Source organism: Ruegeria lacuscaerulensis (assembly GCF_013034685.1).
GTDB classification, from domain to species: Bacteria; Pseudomonadota; Alphaproteobacteria; order Rhodobacterales; family Rhodobacteraceae; genus Ruegeria; species Ruegeria lacuscaerulensis_B.
This window is the reverse complement of record NZ_WQGO01000004.1, coordinates 155,938-170,145: the sequence shown is the minus strand read 5'-3', so window position 1 is coordinate 170,145 and position 14,208 is coordinate 155,938. Positions and strand designations below refer to the sequence as shown.

General features: G+C 59.2%; 16 protein-coding genes. 7 read left to right on the top strand and 9 right to left on the bottom strand.

Annotated elements, in window-relative coordinates; all coding sequences use genetic code 11:
• Positions 1–16 precede the first annotated feature (16 nt).
• The 4 genes from soxR (at position 17) to GOV80_RS11910 (ending at position 4,882) form a co-directional block, all read left to right on the top strand.
• Positions 17–472: a redox-sensitive transcriptional activator SoxR gene (gene soxR, locus GOV80_RS11925; protein WP_170772607.1), complete on the top strand. Its 456-nt coding sequence runs from the start codon at positions 17–19 to the stop codon at positions 470–472.
• Between the two features lie 136 nt (positions 473–608).
• Complete coding sequence (locus tag GOV80_RS11920) at positions 609–2,255, top strand: electron transfer flavoprotein-ubiquinone oxidoreductase (protein WP_170784958.1); 1,647 nt, start codon at positions 609–611, stop codon at positions 2,253–2,255.
• Positions 2,256–2,358: 103 nt separating this feature from the next.
• Positions 2,359–4,071: a tetratricopeptide repeat protein gene (locus tag GOV80_RS11915; RefSeq protein ID WP_170784956.1), complete on the top strand. Its 1,713-nt coding sequence runs from the start codon at positions 2,359–2,361 to the stop codon at positions 4,069–4,071.
• Positions 4,061–4,882: a 4-(cytidine 5'-diphospho)-2-C-methyl-D-erythritol kinase gene (locus tag GOV80_RS11910; RefSeq protein ID WP_170784954.1), complete on the top strand. Its 822-nt coding sequence runs from the start codon at positions 4,061–4,063 to the stop codon at positions 4,880–4,882. The genes GOV80_RS11915 and GOV80_RS11910 overlap by 11 nt, the downstream gene beginning before the upstream one ends.
• Here GOV80_RS11910 and GOV80_RS11905 read toward each other — a convergent pair.
• Positions 4,875–5,873 carry a polyprenyl synthetase family protein gene (locus tag GOV80_RS11905; protein ID WP_170784952.1) on the bottom strand — a complete coding sequence of 333 codons (999 nt, stop codon included), beginning with the start codon at positions 5,871–5,873 and terminating at the stop codon, positions 4,875–4,877. The two genes, GOV80_RS11910 and GOV80_RS11905, sit on opposite strands and share 8 nt — an antisense overlap.
• 56 nt (positions 5,874–5,929) lie before the next feature.
• Between GOV80_RS11905 and GOV80_RS11900 the strand changes: the two genes are divergently transcribed.
• The 3 genes from GOV80_RS11900 (at position 5,930) to GOV80_RS11890 (ending at position 7,201) form a co-directional block, all read left to right on the top strand.
• Positions 5,930–6,145, top strand: coding sequence for a putative signal transducing protein (locus GOV80_RS11900; RefSeq protein ID WP_170353555.1), 216 nt, complete (start codon positions 5,930–5,932; stop codon positions 6,143–6,145).
• A complete protein-coding gene (locus GOV80_RS11895) occupies positions 6,142–6,912 on the top strand; it encodes a tRNA1(Val) (adenine(37)-N6)-methyltransferase (RefSeq protein ID WP_170784950.1) in 771 nt (256 codons plus the stop codon). The genes GOV80_RS11900 and GOV80_RS11895 overlap by 4 nt, the downstream gene beginning before the upstream one ends.
• A 124-nt stretch (positions 6,913–7,036) precedes the next feature.
• The gene (locus tag GOV80_RS11890) at positions 7,037–7,201 is read left to right on the top strand and encodes a YdcH family protein (RefSeq protein WP_170772595.1); all 165 of its coding nucleotides are present in this window, start codon (positions 7,037–7,039) and stop codon (positions 7,199–7,201) included.
• On the opposite strand, the gene yddG is transcribed toward GOV80_RS11890, so the two are convergent.
• The 8 genes from yddG to GOV80_RS11850 all read right to left on the bottom strand — a co-directional run bounded on the left by yddG (position 7,198) and on the right by GOV80_RS11850 (position 14,129).
• The gene (gene yddG, locus GOV80_RS11885; RefSeq protein ID WP_170784948.1) at positions 7,198–8,064 is read right to left on the bottom strand and encodes an aromatic amino acid exporter YddG; all 867 of its coding nucleotides are present in this window, start codon (positions 8,062–8,064) and stop codon (positions 7,198–7,200) included. The genes GOV80_RS11890 and yddG overlap by 4 nt on opposite strands.
• On the bottom strand, positions 8,061–9,008 hold the full coding sequence (locus GOV80_RS11880; protein WP_170784946.1) for a transcriptional regulator GcvA: 948 nt from the start codon (positions 9,006–9,008) through the stop codon (positions 8,061–8,063). The genes yddG and GOV80_RS11880 overlap by 4 nt, the downstream gene beginning before the upstream one ends.
• 298 nt (positions 9,009–9,306) lie before the next feature.
• A complete protein-coding gene (gene phbB / locus GOV80_RS11875) occupies positions 9,307–10,029 on the bottom strand; it encodes an acetoacetyl-CoA reductase (RefSeq protein ID WP_170353550.1) in 723 nt (240 codons plus the stop codon).
• 185 nt (positions 10,030–10,214) lie between these two features.
• A complete protein-coding gene (locus GOV80_RS11870) occupies positions 10,215–11,390 on the bottom strand; it encodes an acetyl-CoA C-acetyltransferase (protein ID WP_170772589.1) in 1,176 nt (391 codons plus the stop codon).
• Positions 11,391–11,573: 183 nt separating this feature from the next.
• Entirely contained in the window at positions 11,574–12,407 is an 834-nt protein-coding gene (locus GOV80_RS11865; protein ID WP_170772587.1) for an EAL domain-containing protein, read from the bottom strand.
• Between the two features lie 87 nt (positions 12,408–12,494).
• Entirely contained in the window at positions 12,495–12,683 is a 189-nt protein-coding gene (locus GOV80_RS11860) for a hypothetical protein (protein WP_170784944.1), read from the bottom strand.
• Positions 12,684–12,774: 91 nt separating this feature from the next.
• The gene (locus GOV80_RS11855; protein WP_170784942.1) at positions 12,775–13,746 is read right to left on the bottom strand and encodes a sterol desaturase family protein; all 972 of its coding nucleotides are present in this window, start codon (positions 13,744–13,746) and stop codon (positions 12,775–12,777) included.
• The gene (locus tag GOV80_RS11850) at positions 13,743–14,129 is read right to left on the bottom strand and encodes a hypothetical protein (protein WP_170784940.1); all 387 of its coding nucleotides are present in this window, start codon (positions 14,127–14,129) and stop codon (positions 13,743–13,745) included. Before GOV80_RS11850 ends, GOV80_RS11855 begins: the two co-directional genes overlap by 4 nt.
• Between the last annotated feature and the right edge of the window lie 79 nt (positions 14,130–14,208).

The window sequence follows — 14,208 nt, the reverse complement described above, 5'->3', positions numbered from 1 at the left end:
ATTTATAGAGGTTGAAATGGCGGTATCCGAAGGACTGGCAATTGGAGCTTTGGCCCGGCGCACAGGATTAGCGGTGTCGGCCATTCGCTACTATGAGGCGCAGGGTCTGATCACACCGTGGCGCAATGCGGGCGGGCAAAGGCGCTATCAGCGTGCCGATATCCGGCGGTTAAGTTTTGTTATGATCGCCCAGCAATTCGGTCTGTCCCTGCCGGAAATTCGTCAGGTGCTGTCGGGCCTGCCCGGAAACCGCACTCCCACGCCGCAGGATTGGAAAGAGATCAGCGTCGGGCTGCGCGCGCATCTGGATCAGCGAATCGACACGTTGACCCGGCTGCGGGACAATCTGGATGGCTGCATCGGCTGTGGCTGTCTGAGCTTGCCCAAATGCGCGCTCTACAATCCCGATGACCGGGCAAAATCCAAAGGAAGCGGCCCCAGATACCTCATGGGGGACACTCCTGAGGGCTGAAGTGTCGAATAGCGGCATTGTTACGCCGTGTTTCGATTGACCTATGTCTTTCTCAGCATGTAATCAGCCGTGAAACAAAATTGCGCCAGCCAAGCTGAAACAGCGCCAATTCGGAAAGTTAGCTAAGGAGCCCACGATGGCCGATATTGAACGCGAAGCGATGGAATATGATGTGGTGATCGTGGGCGCAGGTCCTGCGGGCCTGTCGGCGGCCATCCGTCTGAAACAACTGGATGCCGATCTGAACGTCGTGGTGCTTGAGAAAGGCTCGGAAGTGGGCGCGCACATCCTGTCGGGCGCGGTGCTGGACCCGTGCGGCCTGGATGCCTTGATCCCGGACTGGAAAGAAAAGGGCGCGCCGCTGAACGTGCCGGTGCATGAAGACAATTTCTATATGCTGGGTGAAGCCGGTCAGATACGTATCCCAAACTTCCCCATGCCGCCGCTGATGAACAACCACGGTAACTACATCGTCTCGATGGGCAATGTCTGTCGCTGGATGGCCGAACAGGCCGAAGAGCTAGGCGTGGAAATCTTCCCTGGCATGGCCTGCTCGGAGCTGGTCTATGGTGAGAATGGCGAAGTCAAAGGCGTGGTCGCCGGTGTCTTCGGTCTGGAAGCGGATGGTTCCTATGGCCCCAACACCGAACCGGGGATGGAACTGCACGGCAAATACGTCTTCCTGTCGGAAGGCGTCCGTGGCTCGCTGTCCAAGGAAGTGATCGCCAAATACGACCTGCAAGCTGGGAAAGAGCCGCAGAAATACGGCGTCGGCATGAAAGAGATCTGGGAGATCGACCCGGCCAAGCACAAGGAAGGCACCGTGACCCACACCATGGGCTGGCCCTTGGGCAGCAATGCGGGTGGCGGATCGTTCATTTATCACCTGGAAAACAATCAGGTCTATGTCGGTTTCGTGGTGCACTTGAACTACAAAAACCCGCACCTGTATCCCTACATGGAGTTCCAGCGCTTCAAGCATCACCCGATGGTGGCCGAACTGCTGAAAGGCGGCAAGCGCGTGGCCTACGGTGCCCGTGCGATCACCGAGGGCGGCTATCAGTCGATGCCTATGCTGGTGGCACCGGGCGTGGCGCTGCTGGGCTGTTCGGCGGGCATGGTCAACGTGCCGCGCATCAAGGGCAACCACAACGCGATGCTGTCGGGCAAGGCCGCAGCCGAGGCCGCCTTTGACGCCATCAAAGCCGACCGCTCGGGTGACGAACTGACCGCTTATGAGACCGACGTACGCGACGGCGCTATCGGTGCAGACCTGAAGAAGGTGCGCAACGTCAAACCGATCTGGTCGAAATGGGGCCTGACCGCATCGCTGATGCTGGGTGGTCTGGACATGTGGACCAATACGCTGGGCTTTTCGCTGTTCGGTACCGTGGGCCATGGCAAGAACGACGCCGAGGCGACTGAGGACGCCAGCAAACACAAGCCCATCGACTATCCCAAACCCGATGGTGTGCTGTCTTTCGACCGTCTGACTAACGTCTCCTTCGCGGCCACCAACCACGAAGAAAGCCAACCCTGCCACCTGAAGCTGGCAGACCCGGCGATCCCAGTCAGCGTCAACCTGCCCAAGTTCGATGAACCGGCACAGCGCTACTGCCCGGCGGGTGTCTACGAAATGGTCGAAGACGAGAACGGCCCGCGATTCGTCATCAACTTCCAGAACTGTGTTCACTGTAAGACCTGCGATATCAAGGATCCCAGCCAGAACATCACCTGGACCACGCCGCAGGGCGGTGACGGGCCGAATTATCCCAACATGTAAGCAAAAAACAGGCAATGGCGGCGTCGTGAAGGCGTGGCCATTGCCTCTTTCCGACCGAAGCCCTAGCTTGTGTGGCAGTCAACAATAGCAAGGCAGGATTTCGGTGGCATCCCGTTTACGTCGCGCAGCACTGGCTGTGCTGTTTACTTCTACCTTTGCCATTCCGTCACTCGCAGACACGGGGTCCGGGGCGTATCTTGCCGGGCGTCAGGCAATTTTCCAAAGCGATTACGCGGCGGCCGAGCAGTATTATTCCGAAGCGCTGCAGGCTGATCCCGAAAACAATCAACTTCTTGAAAGCGTGGTCGTGGCCCGCTTGTCGCTGGGCGAGATCAAGCGTGCCCTGCCTGTCGCTGAGGCGATAGAGGAGCGTGGCATGCCGAGCCAGGCGGCGCGCATGGTGATCGCTGCCAATATGGTCGCAGATGGCGCGTTGGACGAATTCCTGGAGCGCGACCCGGAAACGCAGGGTGTTGGGCCGCTGGTCGATGGTCTGATGATGGGTTGGGCCCATATGGGTCAGGGCGCGATGACCAACGCGATGGAACAGTTCGACCGGGTCTCGACCCAGGAAGGCCTGCGCGAATTCGCGATGTACCACAAGGCACTGGCGCTGGCTTCAGTCGGGGACTTCGAAGGGGCCGAGGCGATCTTTTCGGCGGATAACGATGCGGTCGCGCGGTTCACCCGCCGTGCCGCGTTGGCCCGAACCGAAGTATTGTCGCAATTGGACCGCAACGAAGATGCGTTGCTTTTCCTCAGCACAGTGTTTGCCGCCGGAAGCGATCCGTCCATCGAAGGGTATGAGGCGCGATTGGCCGCGGGCGAGACCTTGCCATTTACCCATGTCCGTACCCCGCAGGATGGCATGGCCGAGGTGTTCTTTTCCGTCGGTGCCGCGCTTAGCAGCGAAGCCGCCCAAACCTATGTACTGCTATATGCGCAGGTCGCCGCGTTCCTGCGCACAGACCATGTCGACGCGATCTTGCTGACGGCTGAACTGCTGGATGCGTTGGAGCAATATGATCTGGCGGTTCAAGCTTATCGCCGGGTTCCTGCTGACAGCAGCGACTACCATGCCGCCGAACTGGGTCGGGCCGAGGTTCTAAGCCGGGCAGGCAAAACCGATGCCGCGGCCGAAGTGTTGCAATCCCTCGCCGCGCAAAGCCCGGATTTGCCCAGCGTGCATGTGGCATTGGCTGATTTGCAGCGGCGGCAAGAGGATTACGCTGAGGCCGTTCAGACTTATGACAAGGCCATCGAACTGATCGAGGAAGGTGCGGGCAGCAATTGGTTCCTGCACTACGCCCGAGGCATCTCGCATGAGCGTCTCAAGCAATGGGATCAGGCCGAGGCCGACTTCCGCCGCGCGTTGGAACTGAACCCGGACCAGCCGCAGGTGCTGAACTATCTGGGCTATTCGCTGGTCGAGCGGCAGGAAAAGCTGGATGAGGCGCTGGACATGATCGAACGCGCCGTGGCAGCCCGCCCGGACAGTGGCTATATCGTTGACAGCCTGGGCTGGGTTCTGTTCCGTCTAGGCCGCTATGACGAAGCCGTGGGCCATATGGAACGCGCGGTCGAGCTGATGCCGGTTGATCCGGTGGTCAACGACCATTTGGGCGATGTTTACTGGGCTGTTGGCCGCGCGCGCGAGGCTGAGTTCCAGTGGAAACGCGCCCTGTCCTTCATCGACCCCGAAGACACCGATGGTGAGGCTGACCCGGATCGCATACGCCGCAAGCTGGAAATCGGGCTGGACGCGGTTCTTGTCGAAGAAGGGGCCGAGCCGCTGAAGGTCGCCAATGAAGGCTGAGGCATTTGCCCCTGCCAAGATCAACCTGACCCTGCATGTGACTGGCCGCCGAGCGGATGGTTATCACCTGCTGGATTCGCTGGTGGTCTTTGCCGATGTGGGCGACAGGCTGCAGTTCACCCCGGGCAACGATTTGTCGATTGCTGTGACGGGTGAACACGCCGATGGCGTTCCCACGGACAACCGCAATCTGGCCTGGAAGGCCGCACAGGCAGCGGGCTGGACCGGGCATATCGACCTGAACAAGGTGCTGCCGCATGGAGGCGGCATTGGGGGCGGGTCCTCGGACGCGGCGGCGACGCTTCGGATGGCGGCAAAGCAGGGCAGGACAGTCTCGCCCGACGTGGCCTTGTCGCTGGGGGCCGATATCCCGGTCTGCGTCGCGGCTCAGGCCATGCGGATGCGGGGCATTGGGGACGATCTGACACCCGCTTCGATGCCTTCTCTGCCAGCCCTGTTGGTTAACCCTTGCGTCGAAGTCCCCACCGGGCGCGTGTTCGCGGCATTGGAAAGCCGCGACAACCTGCCAATGCCCGCAGAGATCCCTGAATTTGAGACTGTCGAGCCCTGCGCCGATTGGTTGCGGAATCAACGCAACGACCTTGAACCGCCAACAACGGGCTTGGCTCCCGAAGTCGCCCGCGTTTTGGATGAACTTGATGGCACCAAAGCGGCCCTTATGGCCCGCATGTCAGGGTCGGGTTCGACCTGTTTTGCGCTTTATCCCACGATGAAAGACGCGCATTTCGCCGCTTATGAGATTGGCGCAGCCCATCCCAATTGGTGGTGCCGCGCGACTCAGCTTAATTGAGGCGCGAAACCACGTAGTCGGCCAAATCACGCAACAGCGTGCGGATCTCGTGGTCGGGCAGGGCGTCCAGCGATTCTTTGGCCTTGTTCGCCCAGCCAAAGGCATCCGCTCGCGTCGCTTCAAGCGTACTGTACTTGGCCATTAGGCCAAGGGCATGGTCCAGATCGCCCTCTTCCTGACGACCGCGCCCAATGGTGCGTTCCCAGAAGGCGTGTTCGTCGGGCGTGGCCTGTGCCACAGCTTTGATCACTGGCAGGGTCAGCTTACGCTCGCGGAAATCATCGCCCACATTCTTACCTGTGGCTGCGCTGTCGCCTTGGTAATCCAGCAGATCATCCGCAATCTGGAACGCAATCCCCAGCGCGTCGCCATAGTCATAAAGCGCCTTGACCTGTTCCTCGGTAGCGCCGGAAATTACGCCACCCACCTCGGTCGCGGCCGAGAACAGCGCCGCCGTCTTACCGCGCACAACTTGCAGGTAAATCGCCTCGGTCGTGCCCAGATCGGTCGCGGCGGTCATTTGCAGCACTTCGCCTTCGGCAATCGTGGCCGAGGCATTGGCCAGGATATCCAGGACCCGCAGCGATCCTGTCTCAACCATCAACTGAAAGCTGCGGGAGAACAGGTAATCACCGACCAGAACGCTGGATTTGTTGTCCCACAGAAGGTTCGCAGTAGGCCGCCCGCGCCGCTGGGCACTTTCGTCGACCACATCATCATGCAGCAGGGTTGCGGTGTGAATAAACTCGACCGTCGCGGCCAGACGCACGTGGTGATCTCCGGCATAACCAAACAGCCGCGCCGCCGCCAAGGTCAGCATCGGGCGCAGGCGTTTGCCGCCTGCCTCGACCAGATGCGCGGTGACTTCGGGAATGCGCGGCGCGTGTTCTGACGCCATGCGCGTGCGGATCAACTCGTTGACCGCGCCCATCTCGCCCGTCAGGATTTCCGCCAAACGCTCATGCGGTTTTGTGACCGTGTCGATATTCATCACACCCTTGATACAAGGCTCGACATCGCGGCCGCCTTGCCCTTACATCCATCCCCATGAAAGAACTTTTGCGCAGCACTGATCCGACGATTCTGGCCTTTGCATCCGCTCTTCTTGAGGGCGAGGATATAGACTGCTTTCAGATGGACGTAAATATGAGCATCCTCGAAGGTGGTATCGGAATCTTCCCTCGCCGCTTGATGGTGCGCGCGGATGACCTGACCCGCGCCGAACGTGTCATGCACGACAATGATATCCCTTTGGGTCGATGACACTGTTTGCTGACGCCGACCTGACCCGAAATGACTTTTTGGGAGGACGTGTGCGCCTGCGGCAACCCCGTAAGGGGTACCGCGCAGGCGTGGACCCTGTTTTATTGGCCGCATCTGTACCCTCAATGCCCGGCCAGACGGTTCTGGAATTGGGGTGTGGTGCTGGGGCCGCCGTTTTATGCCTGCTGGCGCGGGTGCCAGACCTGCAGGCTGTGGGGGTCGAATTGCAGCCTGCTTATGCTGATCTGGCGCGTCGGAATGCCGCTGAGAACGGCACCACGCTTGAGGTTTTTGAGGCTGATCTGACCGCTTTGCCGTCCGATCTCAAACAGCGCCAGTTCGATCACGTTATTGCGAACCCGCCCTATTATCGGGCCGGAGCGCACAGCCCTGCGGCGGATGAAGGCCGTAGCGCCGCATTGGGTGAAAACACGCCGTTGAACCTTTGGATCGAGACTGCGGCCAAACGCCTTGCCCCCCGGGGTTATCTGCACATGATTCAGAAAGCGGACCGGTTACCAGATATGCTGGCCGCCTGCGAGGGGTGCTTGGGGTCTGTCGAAGTATTGCCATTATCCGCCCGTGTTGGTCGACGTGCTGAACTGGTTATTCTGAGGGCTAGAAAGGGCGGAAAAGCCGCGTTTCAACTGCATGCCCCGCTGGTTCTCCATTCAGGTGAGCGCCATGAGGTAGACGGCGACAGCTACACTCCGCCAGTTTCGGCCGTATTGCGCGAAGGGGCTGGCTTGCCCGGATTTTCCAGCTGACAGGCATTAACCAGCCGATTTTGTCGGATTTGTTATATTTTCTATGCACCCGCAGCGTGACAGGGTGGAAACGATGTGCTCAACTTCTTACGTGAAACTCAGACATCAACAGAGGAGTACCGCCATGAGCGTGAGCGCACACCTGACCGAACTTAAGAAAAAGCACGAAAACCTCGGTCTTGAAGTTGAACAAGCACAACGCTCGCCTGGTATCGACGACCTTCACATTGCTCAGCTCAAAAAACAGAAACTAAAGCTCAAGGAAGAGATTGAGCGATTGTCGAGTTAACGACGCATACTGGCCCGGGCGGCGATCAAAGCGCCGCCAGTGATTAAAACGGCCGCGATCGCCAGACCCCAGCTTGGGGCGGCGATCCCGGCGACCACCAGAACAAGCGTAGACAGAAGCGGGGCCGCGTAAGATGACGTGCCCAGAATTTGAATGTCTCCCTGCTTGACCCCGATATCCCAGACATAAAACGCCAAGCCAACGGGCCCCAGCCCAAGAGCTATGACCGATCCCCAGCCCAGAATGGTTTCTGGCCAGACGGTCTCTTCAACAGCGATGTGCAAAAGGCCCGAGGCAACAGCCGTGGCCACACAGAACACAGCGACCGAACTGGTTGGCGTGTCGCCCAGACGACGCGACAGCACGGAATAGCCCGACCATGTCAGCGCGCACATCAAGGCCAAGCCATACCCCGGCAGGTGTTCGGCCTGAAAACCGCTGCTACCGCCACCCGCGATGATCACGGCGGCCCCGGCGAAACCCAGGCAGGCCCCGATCAGGTGGCCGATGCGCAATTGTTCTCCGGGCAATAGCCCCGAGAGCAGGACGATCAGCAGAGGCCACAGATAGGCGATAAGCCCGGCCTCTGCGGCAGGGGCCATTCGCAAAGCCGAGAAATACAGCGCATGATAGCCAAAAAGACCGATTGTCCCGAACAGATAGGTGGTCCAGGGGATTTCTCGAAGCTGACTCAACCTGCCTGTGGCCCATGTCCAAACCAATCCCAGCGTCCCCCCGATGGAAAAGCATAGGGCGTTCAGCAGCAAAGGCGGCGTGGGCGCGGACCCAACCGTAAAGAGGGCCAGCAGGGCCCAAAGCAGGACGGCGACAAAACCGATTCCTGTTGCGTGCGTTCTTGTCACGGTGCGGGTACCTCTTCCACCGGAACGATTTCGAACTCATCCGACAAATGCGCAGTCTTTTCAATCTCGGACATGAACCAATCGCGGAATGCCGCAATCTGAGGTCTGCTTTCGGCCCCTTTCAGACACAGGAACCGGAATCGTCCCATGGTCTCGATTGCGACCTTGAAGGGGGCGACCAACCGGCCCTCTGCCAGGTCCTTGATAATCATAGCCCTTCGACCGAGCACGACGCCCACTCCGGCAACTGCCGCGTCAATCGCATGATCCGCGTTGGAAAAATGCGCGCCGTGCTGTGGGTTGAAGTCTACCCCGACGGCCCGAAACCAGGTGGGCCAGTCAGACGGGGGCCGCAGAAACGCAATCGAGTCGTCAAAGATCAATGGCGCCTCCCGCAGGCTTTCAGGCGTTGGGAATTGTTCGGCCAAATCCGGGGTCATCACCGGGGTCAGCCATTCCTTGCGGACGGGCACGGAATACAGGCCCTCATCCCCGCCATAGCCAAAGCGGATCGCCACATCCACATCGTCCCGTTCGAGGTCCATGTTACGTAATGTGGCCGAGAACTTCAGGTCGATCTCAGGATGCGCCCGGGCAAAGTCATATAGTCGGGGAGCTAGCCATTTGGCCGTCAACGCCGGGCCCGCCGTAACGGTCAGACTGGTATCATTCCCTTGCCGCCGGGCGGCCTGCCACGCGGCTTGCAATGTGGCGAACCCGTCTGCCGCGCCAGGGGCTAAGGCGCGCCCAGCCTCTGTCAATTCCACCGCCCGATTGAGGCGACGAAACAGGGGGCGTCCCAGATGTTCCTCCAACGACTTAATCTGAAAGGACAGGGCTGCGGGCGTGACATGCAGTTCCTCAGCAGCCTTGGCAAAGGACATGTGACGGGCGGCGGCATTAAAGGCGCGCAAGGCGGTCAGCGGCGGAAGGTAGTCGCTCATAGGGCAAGAAATTCTAAATTGAGATCAGAAAAAAGCTCGTTTGTCGCGCTAGAAAATAAGCCTCATATTGATCTCAAGTCAAACAAAGCTGAACTGAAAGGATACTTGTCATGATCGAGGCTACCTCCAGCCCCTCTGTCGCCCGCGCCTTTCGGCGTGCCCATTTCGAACGGTCCCGCGCGATCGGTGACTTGGTGAAGTGGCTATTTGGTTCCCGCTGAGCGCAGCGCGCGCGTTCTTACGGGATAAAAAAGGGCCGGTCATAGTGACCAGCCCTTTTTTGATTCTGAATTTGGGATCAGACGAAGAACTGCGCACCGTTGGCCGAAATGGTCGAGCCATTGATGAATTGCGAATCGTCCGATGCCAGGAAGGCCACGCAGCGTGCGATTTCTTCGGGCTCACCCAGACGTCCCGCCGGGATTTGGCCGATGATCGACTCGCGTACCTTTTCAGGCACAGCCATGACCATCTCGGTTGCGATGTAGCCGGGGCAGATGGCGTTTGCGGTGATACCAGCCCGCGCGCCTTCCTGTGCCAGCGACTTCACGATGCCCAGATCACCGGCCTTGGTCGCGGCATAGTTCACCTGTGCGAACTGACCTTTCTGACCATTGATCGAGCTGATGACGATGATGCGGCCGAACTTGCGCTCGCGCATGCCGGGCCAGACGGGGTGGACGGTGTTGAACACGCCGGTCAGGTTGGTGTCGATCACCTGATGCCACTGTTCCGGGGTCATCTTGTGGAACGGAGCGTCGCGGGTGATGCCCGCGTTGGCGACCACGATGTCGATGGGGCCGACCTCGGCCTCTACTTTTTCGATACCCGCTTTGGATTCGTCATAATCAGCCACGTTCCACTTGTATGTGGCGATGCCGGTTTCTTCGGTGAATTTTGCGGCTGCTTCGTCGTTGCCGGCATAGGTGGCTGCAACATTGTACCCTTCGGCTTTCAGCGCCTTGGAAATTGCTGCGCCGATGCCGCGGGAACCGCCGGTGACGAGTGCTGTACGTGCCATTTAGGCTTCCTCCAATTTAAGTCGTCTTGGTAATGCTGTTACTTTGATAGGTGATCTTACGCAATATTGTTTCGTCGAGAATCATCGAAACCCATAGGGCAATATCGTCGCATCTTTGGGTCAGCCCCAATGTAACAAAAAAGGGCGCCTGCGGGGCGCCCTTTCTATGTTCAGTGCTTAATAGCTTAGTCGCGCTCCACGCAGAGGGCGACGCCCATGCCGCCGCCGATGCAAAGGGTCGCCAGACCCTTCTTCGCGTCGCGGCGTTTCATTTCGAACAGAAGCGTGTTCAGAACGCGGCAGCCCGAGGCGCCGATCGGGTGGCCGATGGCAATTGCGCCTCCGTTCACGTTTACGATCGACGGGTCCCAACCCATGTCCTTGTTCACGGCGCAAGCTTGCGCAGCGAAGGCTTCGTTGGCCTCAATCAAATCCAGGTCGTCGACTGACCAGCCCGCTTTTTCCAGCGCTTTGCGCGAGGCGTAGATCGGGCCAACGCCCATGATCGACGGGTCCAGGCCCGCCGTCGCATAGGAGGCGATCCGGGCCAGAGGTTCAATCCCACGCTTCTCGGCGTTTTCTGCCGACATCAACAGGGTCGCCGCTGCGCCATCATTCAGGCCGGATGCGTTGGCCGCCGTGACCGAGCCATCCTTGGTGAAAGCGGGGCGCAGCTTGGCCATCGCCTCCATCGTTGCGCCGTGCCGGATATATTCGTCGCTGTCCATCACGATGTCGCCCTTGCGGGTTTTGATGGTGAAGGGCGTGATCTCATCTGCGAACTTACCAGCTTTTTGTGCGGCTTCGGCCTTGTTTTGGCTGGCGACGGCAAATTCATCCTGCATATCGCGGCTGATCTGCCATTTCTCGGCTACGTTCTCGGCTGTCTGACCCATGTGGTAGCCGTTGAACGCATCCCACAAACCATCGCGGATCATGGTGTCGATATATTTCATGTCACCCATCTTGTGACCGGCGCGCAGCGCGGCAGCGTGAGGAGACATGGTCATGTTTTCCTGACCACCAGCAGCGACGATTTCCGCATCGCCCAGTTGGATATGCTGCGCACCCAGTGCAACCGCGCGCAGGCCCGAACCGCAGACTTGGTTGATCCCCCAGGCCGCGCTTTCCTGTGGAAGACCCGCATTGATATGCGCCTGACGCGCTGGGTTCTGACCCTGTGCCGCAGTCAGAACCTGGCCCATGATGGTCTCGCTGACCTCACCCTTTTCGATCCCAGCGCGTTCGACGACGGCTTCGAGAACGGCGGTACCCAAATCATGCGCGGGTGTGTTTGCGAACGAGCCACCAAAACTGCCGACGCCTGTGCGTGCTGCGGATGCGATTACTACGTTGGTCATTAAGACAATCCTTTACCGTCAAGGTTCTGTGGGAAACGTGACGGCGCAGGCGATAGGGAAAGGCCCTTATCGGTTCAGAGCGCCTCATGATCCCCCGCTCCAACTGTCCATGGAATAGCGCAATGCTGCACATGCAGCAACGGTCAGCTTGTCTCAGGCCGAAGTTGGGTAATGCCGCGCGGGTCAACCCGCTGATTGTTCAATGTTCTTTGCTGTCCATGGCGCCGATACGCTGGGTGCGCCGAACAAGAAACCCTGAAGGCAATCGACGCCATTTGCGACAAGAAACTCTGCGTCTTCTTTCCTTTCGACCGATTCGGCAGTGACAAGAATCTCAAACTCGCGGGCGACGGCGATCAGGGCGCGGACCAGGGCCTGATTGTCCCGGTTGGCGGCAATGCCGCGTACGAACTGGCCGTCGATCTTGGCGGCATCGAACAGAAACTCTCGGAAATGGCGGAAACTGAAATTGCTGGCGCCGAAGTCGTCCAGCGCAAAGGCAATACCGCGCGGTTGCATCCGATCCATGAAATCCATCACCAGATCGGGCAGGGTCATCGCCGAGCTTTCCGAAATCTCAAGGATCAGGCGGTCGCCGATGCTGGTGTCTTTCTTCAAGAACCGCTCCAGCACGCGGGACCATCGCGCGAAGCCGATCGAGCGCGCGGACATGTTGATGGACAGGCGGATATCGGGGTGTCGGGCCAGTGTGCGCAACCCCATCTCTAAGGCAATACAGTCCAGTTCCCGACCGATAGGCGTGTTTTCCAACTGTGGCATGAAATCTCGCGCGGGAATTACCCGGCCGGTTTCGTCCAGTACCCGGATGAACCCTTCGTAGAAGGCGACGCCGTGCGGCGCGTTGGCCTGCATCACCGGCTGAAAGGCCAGCTTGCATTGTCTGTGCTTCACGGCGTCCGAGGCCATTTGAACCGTTGAGGCATCGCGCGATGTCACAGCCGCGTCCAAAGGGCTGTCCGACCCTTCGGGCAAATCTGCCAGGTGTTTGTCCGCCATGATTGCCTTGCCTTTTGTCGCTTTAGGTCAAGGTTGGATTTCAGACGAAACTTGTGAATTTGAGGTTAATGAGGGTGCGATTGCCGACTAACGGGCAACCTCCCAGGCACGACCGACCGTAATCGCCGCCCCGATGACTGCGCCTGCAAATCCCAGAGCCATCATAATGAAACCAAACGCGATAAGAGGCGCTGCACCGCCGCTGAGCGCGGACAACATGGCCACGACCAGACCCGCCAATCCCAGAAAGGTCGAAAGGGTCGTGATGCGGGTCATATCAGATCTCCGGGTTAAGCGGCTGCGTATCAATGTGATATGGACCGCTCGGATCGGTATTCAAGAAACGAAACCGGGTGGATCGGCGGATTTAAGCCTGTTCTGCCTGCGATTTGGGCAGGTCGGCCCGGAAATGCTCGAATCCGGGCGTTCCGCGATCTTCAGGGTGCAGGGCGATGTGCTTGGCTTTGATCTGTTGGGAATTGTCCCGGCTGCCGTCATGGCTGTAGCCGGGCGGGGCAAAGCAATAGGCCAGACGCTGGCGCAGGGTCAGGCCCGGTTGCGAGGCATCGCGCCAGATCCCGACCCATTCGTGAAACGCCACGCGCAACGGATTGAACGTGCCGATATTGTGGACCAGTCCGAAATCGACGCGATCATCCTCTTGCTCGGGGACGAAGGTACCGAACATCTTGTCCCAGATGATAAAGGCACCGGCATAGTTGCAGTCTAAGTAGCGCGCATTGCGGCCATGATGGACGCGGTGGTGGCTGGGGGTGTTCATCACCGCCTCGAACCAGCGGGGCATCTTGCCGATGGCTTCGGTGTGAATCCAGAACTGATAGATCAGGTTCAGACCGCCCACGAACAGCACCATGGCCGGGTGGAACCCCAGCAGTATCAAGGGTGCGCGCACGACCATCATGAAAGTGAAGGTATAGGTCCAGGTCTGTCGCAGCGCGGTCGTCAGGTTGTAATGCTGCGAGCTGTGGTGGTTCACATGGCTGGCCCAGACCCAGCGGATGCGATGGCCGAACCGATGCACCCAGTAATACCGCAGATCATCCAGCACGAAACACAGGACGATGACGGGGATCGAGGTACCCAGATCCAACGGAGTGATCTGCCACAGCCACATGAAGAACGCATAGGCGATGAACCCCAGCAGCAGGCCCGAAGCGATATTCCCCGCGCCCATGATCAACGAGGTTACAGCATCGCGTGTCTCGTACCGGCCACCTTTGCCTTTGACGGCTATCCAAAGAAACTCGGCCAGAATCGCAGCGATGAAAAAGGGGACGGCCCACTGAACGGCATCCGGAAAGGTGACTTGGTCGGTCATGCGGGCTCCATCAGGTTGTGCCAGTGCTGGCGCTCGGTGTCATCGAGGTGGATCAGGACGCGGGGCGTGCCGAAGTCGTGAAAGCGGACCTCGAACCCTTTGGGGTGGTCCATCCAATCGAAATCCTGAAGGTGTCGCGCGACCGTGTCGGCGCCGAAAGACCAAACAAGACCGTTGCCCGCAGGTGTGCGGATCAAAGCCGTATGGCCGTCATTGGTGATTGTTACATCAACAACCTTGTCGCCGGGTACATGTCGCAACCAAGCGGCTTTTGCGACGTCCGGGGTTAGCTGCGTGACACGAGACTTGCCCGCAAGATGCATCATCAAGGTGATCCCCGCGATCCCCCCGATCACCAGAACCAGCAATATTCCAAGCGGCATGACCATCCTCCCGCAGGGCAGAGTGCAAGTCGGCTGCGGCAGTGTCAAAGGTGGCGTTGCGTAAGCCTTTCGCAGAAAA

Coding starts and splice junctions, on each gene's coding strand:
- soxR (WP_170772607.1), top strand. CDS start 17: ATGGCGGTATCCGAAGGACTGGCAATTGGAGCTTTGGCCCGGCGCACA.
- GOV80_RS11920 (WP_170784958.1), top strand. CDS start 609: ATGGCCGATATTGAACGCGAAGCGATGGAATATGATGTGGTGATCGTG.
- GOV80_RS11910 (WP_170784954.1), top strand. CDS start 4,061: ATGAAGGCTGAGGCATTTGCCCCTGCCAAGATCAACCTGACCCTGCAT.
- GOV80_RS11905 (WP_170784952.1), bottom strand. CDS start 5,873: ATGAATATCGACACGGTCACAAAACCGCATGAGCGTTTGGCGGAAATC.
- GOV80_RS11900 (WP_170353555.1), top strand. CDS start 5,930: ATGAAAGAACTTTTGCGCAGCACTGATCCGACGATTCTGGCCTTTGCA.
- GOV80_RS11895 (WP_170784950.1), top strand. CDS start 6,142: ATGACACTGTTTGCTGACGCCGACCTGACCCGAAATGACTTTTTGGGA.
- GOV80_RS11890 (WP_170772595.1), top strand. CDS start 7,037: ATGAGCGTGAGCGCACACCTGACCGAACTTAAGAAAAAGCACGAAAAC.
- GOV80_RS11880 (WP_170784946.1), bottom strand. CDS start 9,008: ATGAGCGACTACCTTCCGCCGCTGACCGCCTTGCGCGCCTTTAATGCC.
- phbB (WP_170353550.1), bottom strand. CDS start 10,029: ATGGCACGTACAGCACTCGTCACCGGCGGTTCCCGCGGCATCGGCGCA.
- GOV80_RS11870 (WP_170772589.1), bottom strand. CDS start 11,390: ATGACCAACGTAGTAATCGCATCCGCAGCACGCACAGGCGTCGGCAGT.
- GOV80_RS11865 (WP_170772587.1), bottom strand. CDS start 12,407: ATGGCGGACAAACACCTGGCAGATTTGCCCGAAGGGTCGGACAGCCCT.
- GOV80_RS11860 (WP_170784944.1), bottom strand. CDS start 12,683: ATGACCCGCATCACGACCCTTTCGACCTTTCTGGGATTGGCGGGTCTG.
- GOV80_RS11855 (WP_170784942.1), bottom strand. CDS start 13,746: ATGACCGACCAAGTCACCTTTCCGGATGCCGTTCAGTGGGCCGTCCCC.
- GOV80_RS11850 (WP_170784940.1), bottom strand. CDS start 14,129: ATGCCGCTTGGAATATTGCTGGTTCTGGTGATCGGGGGGATCGCGGGG.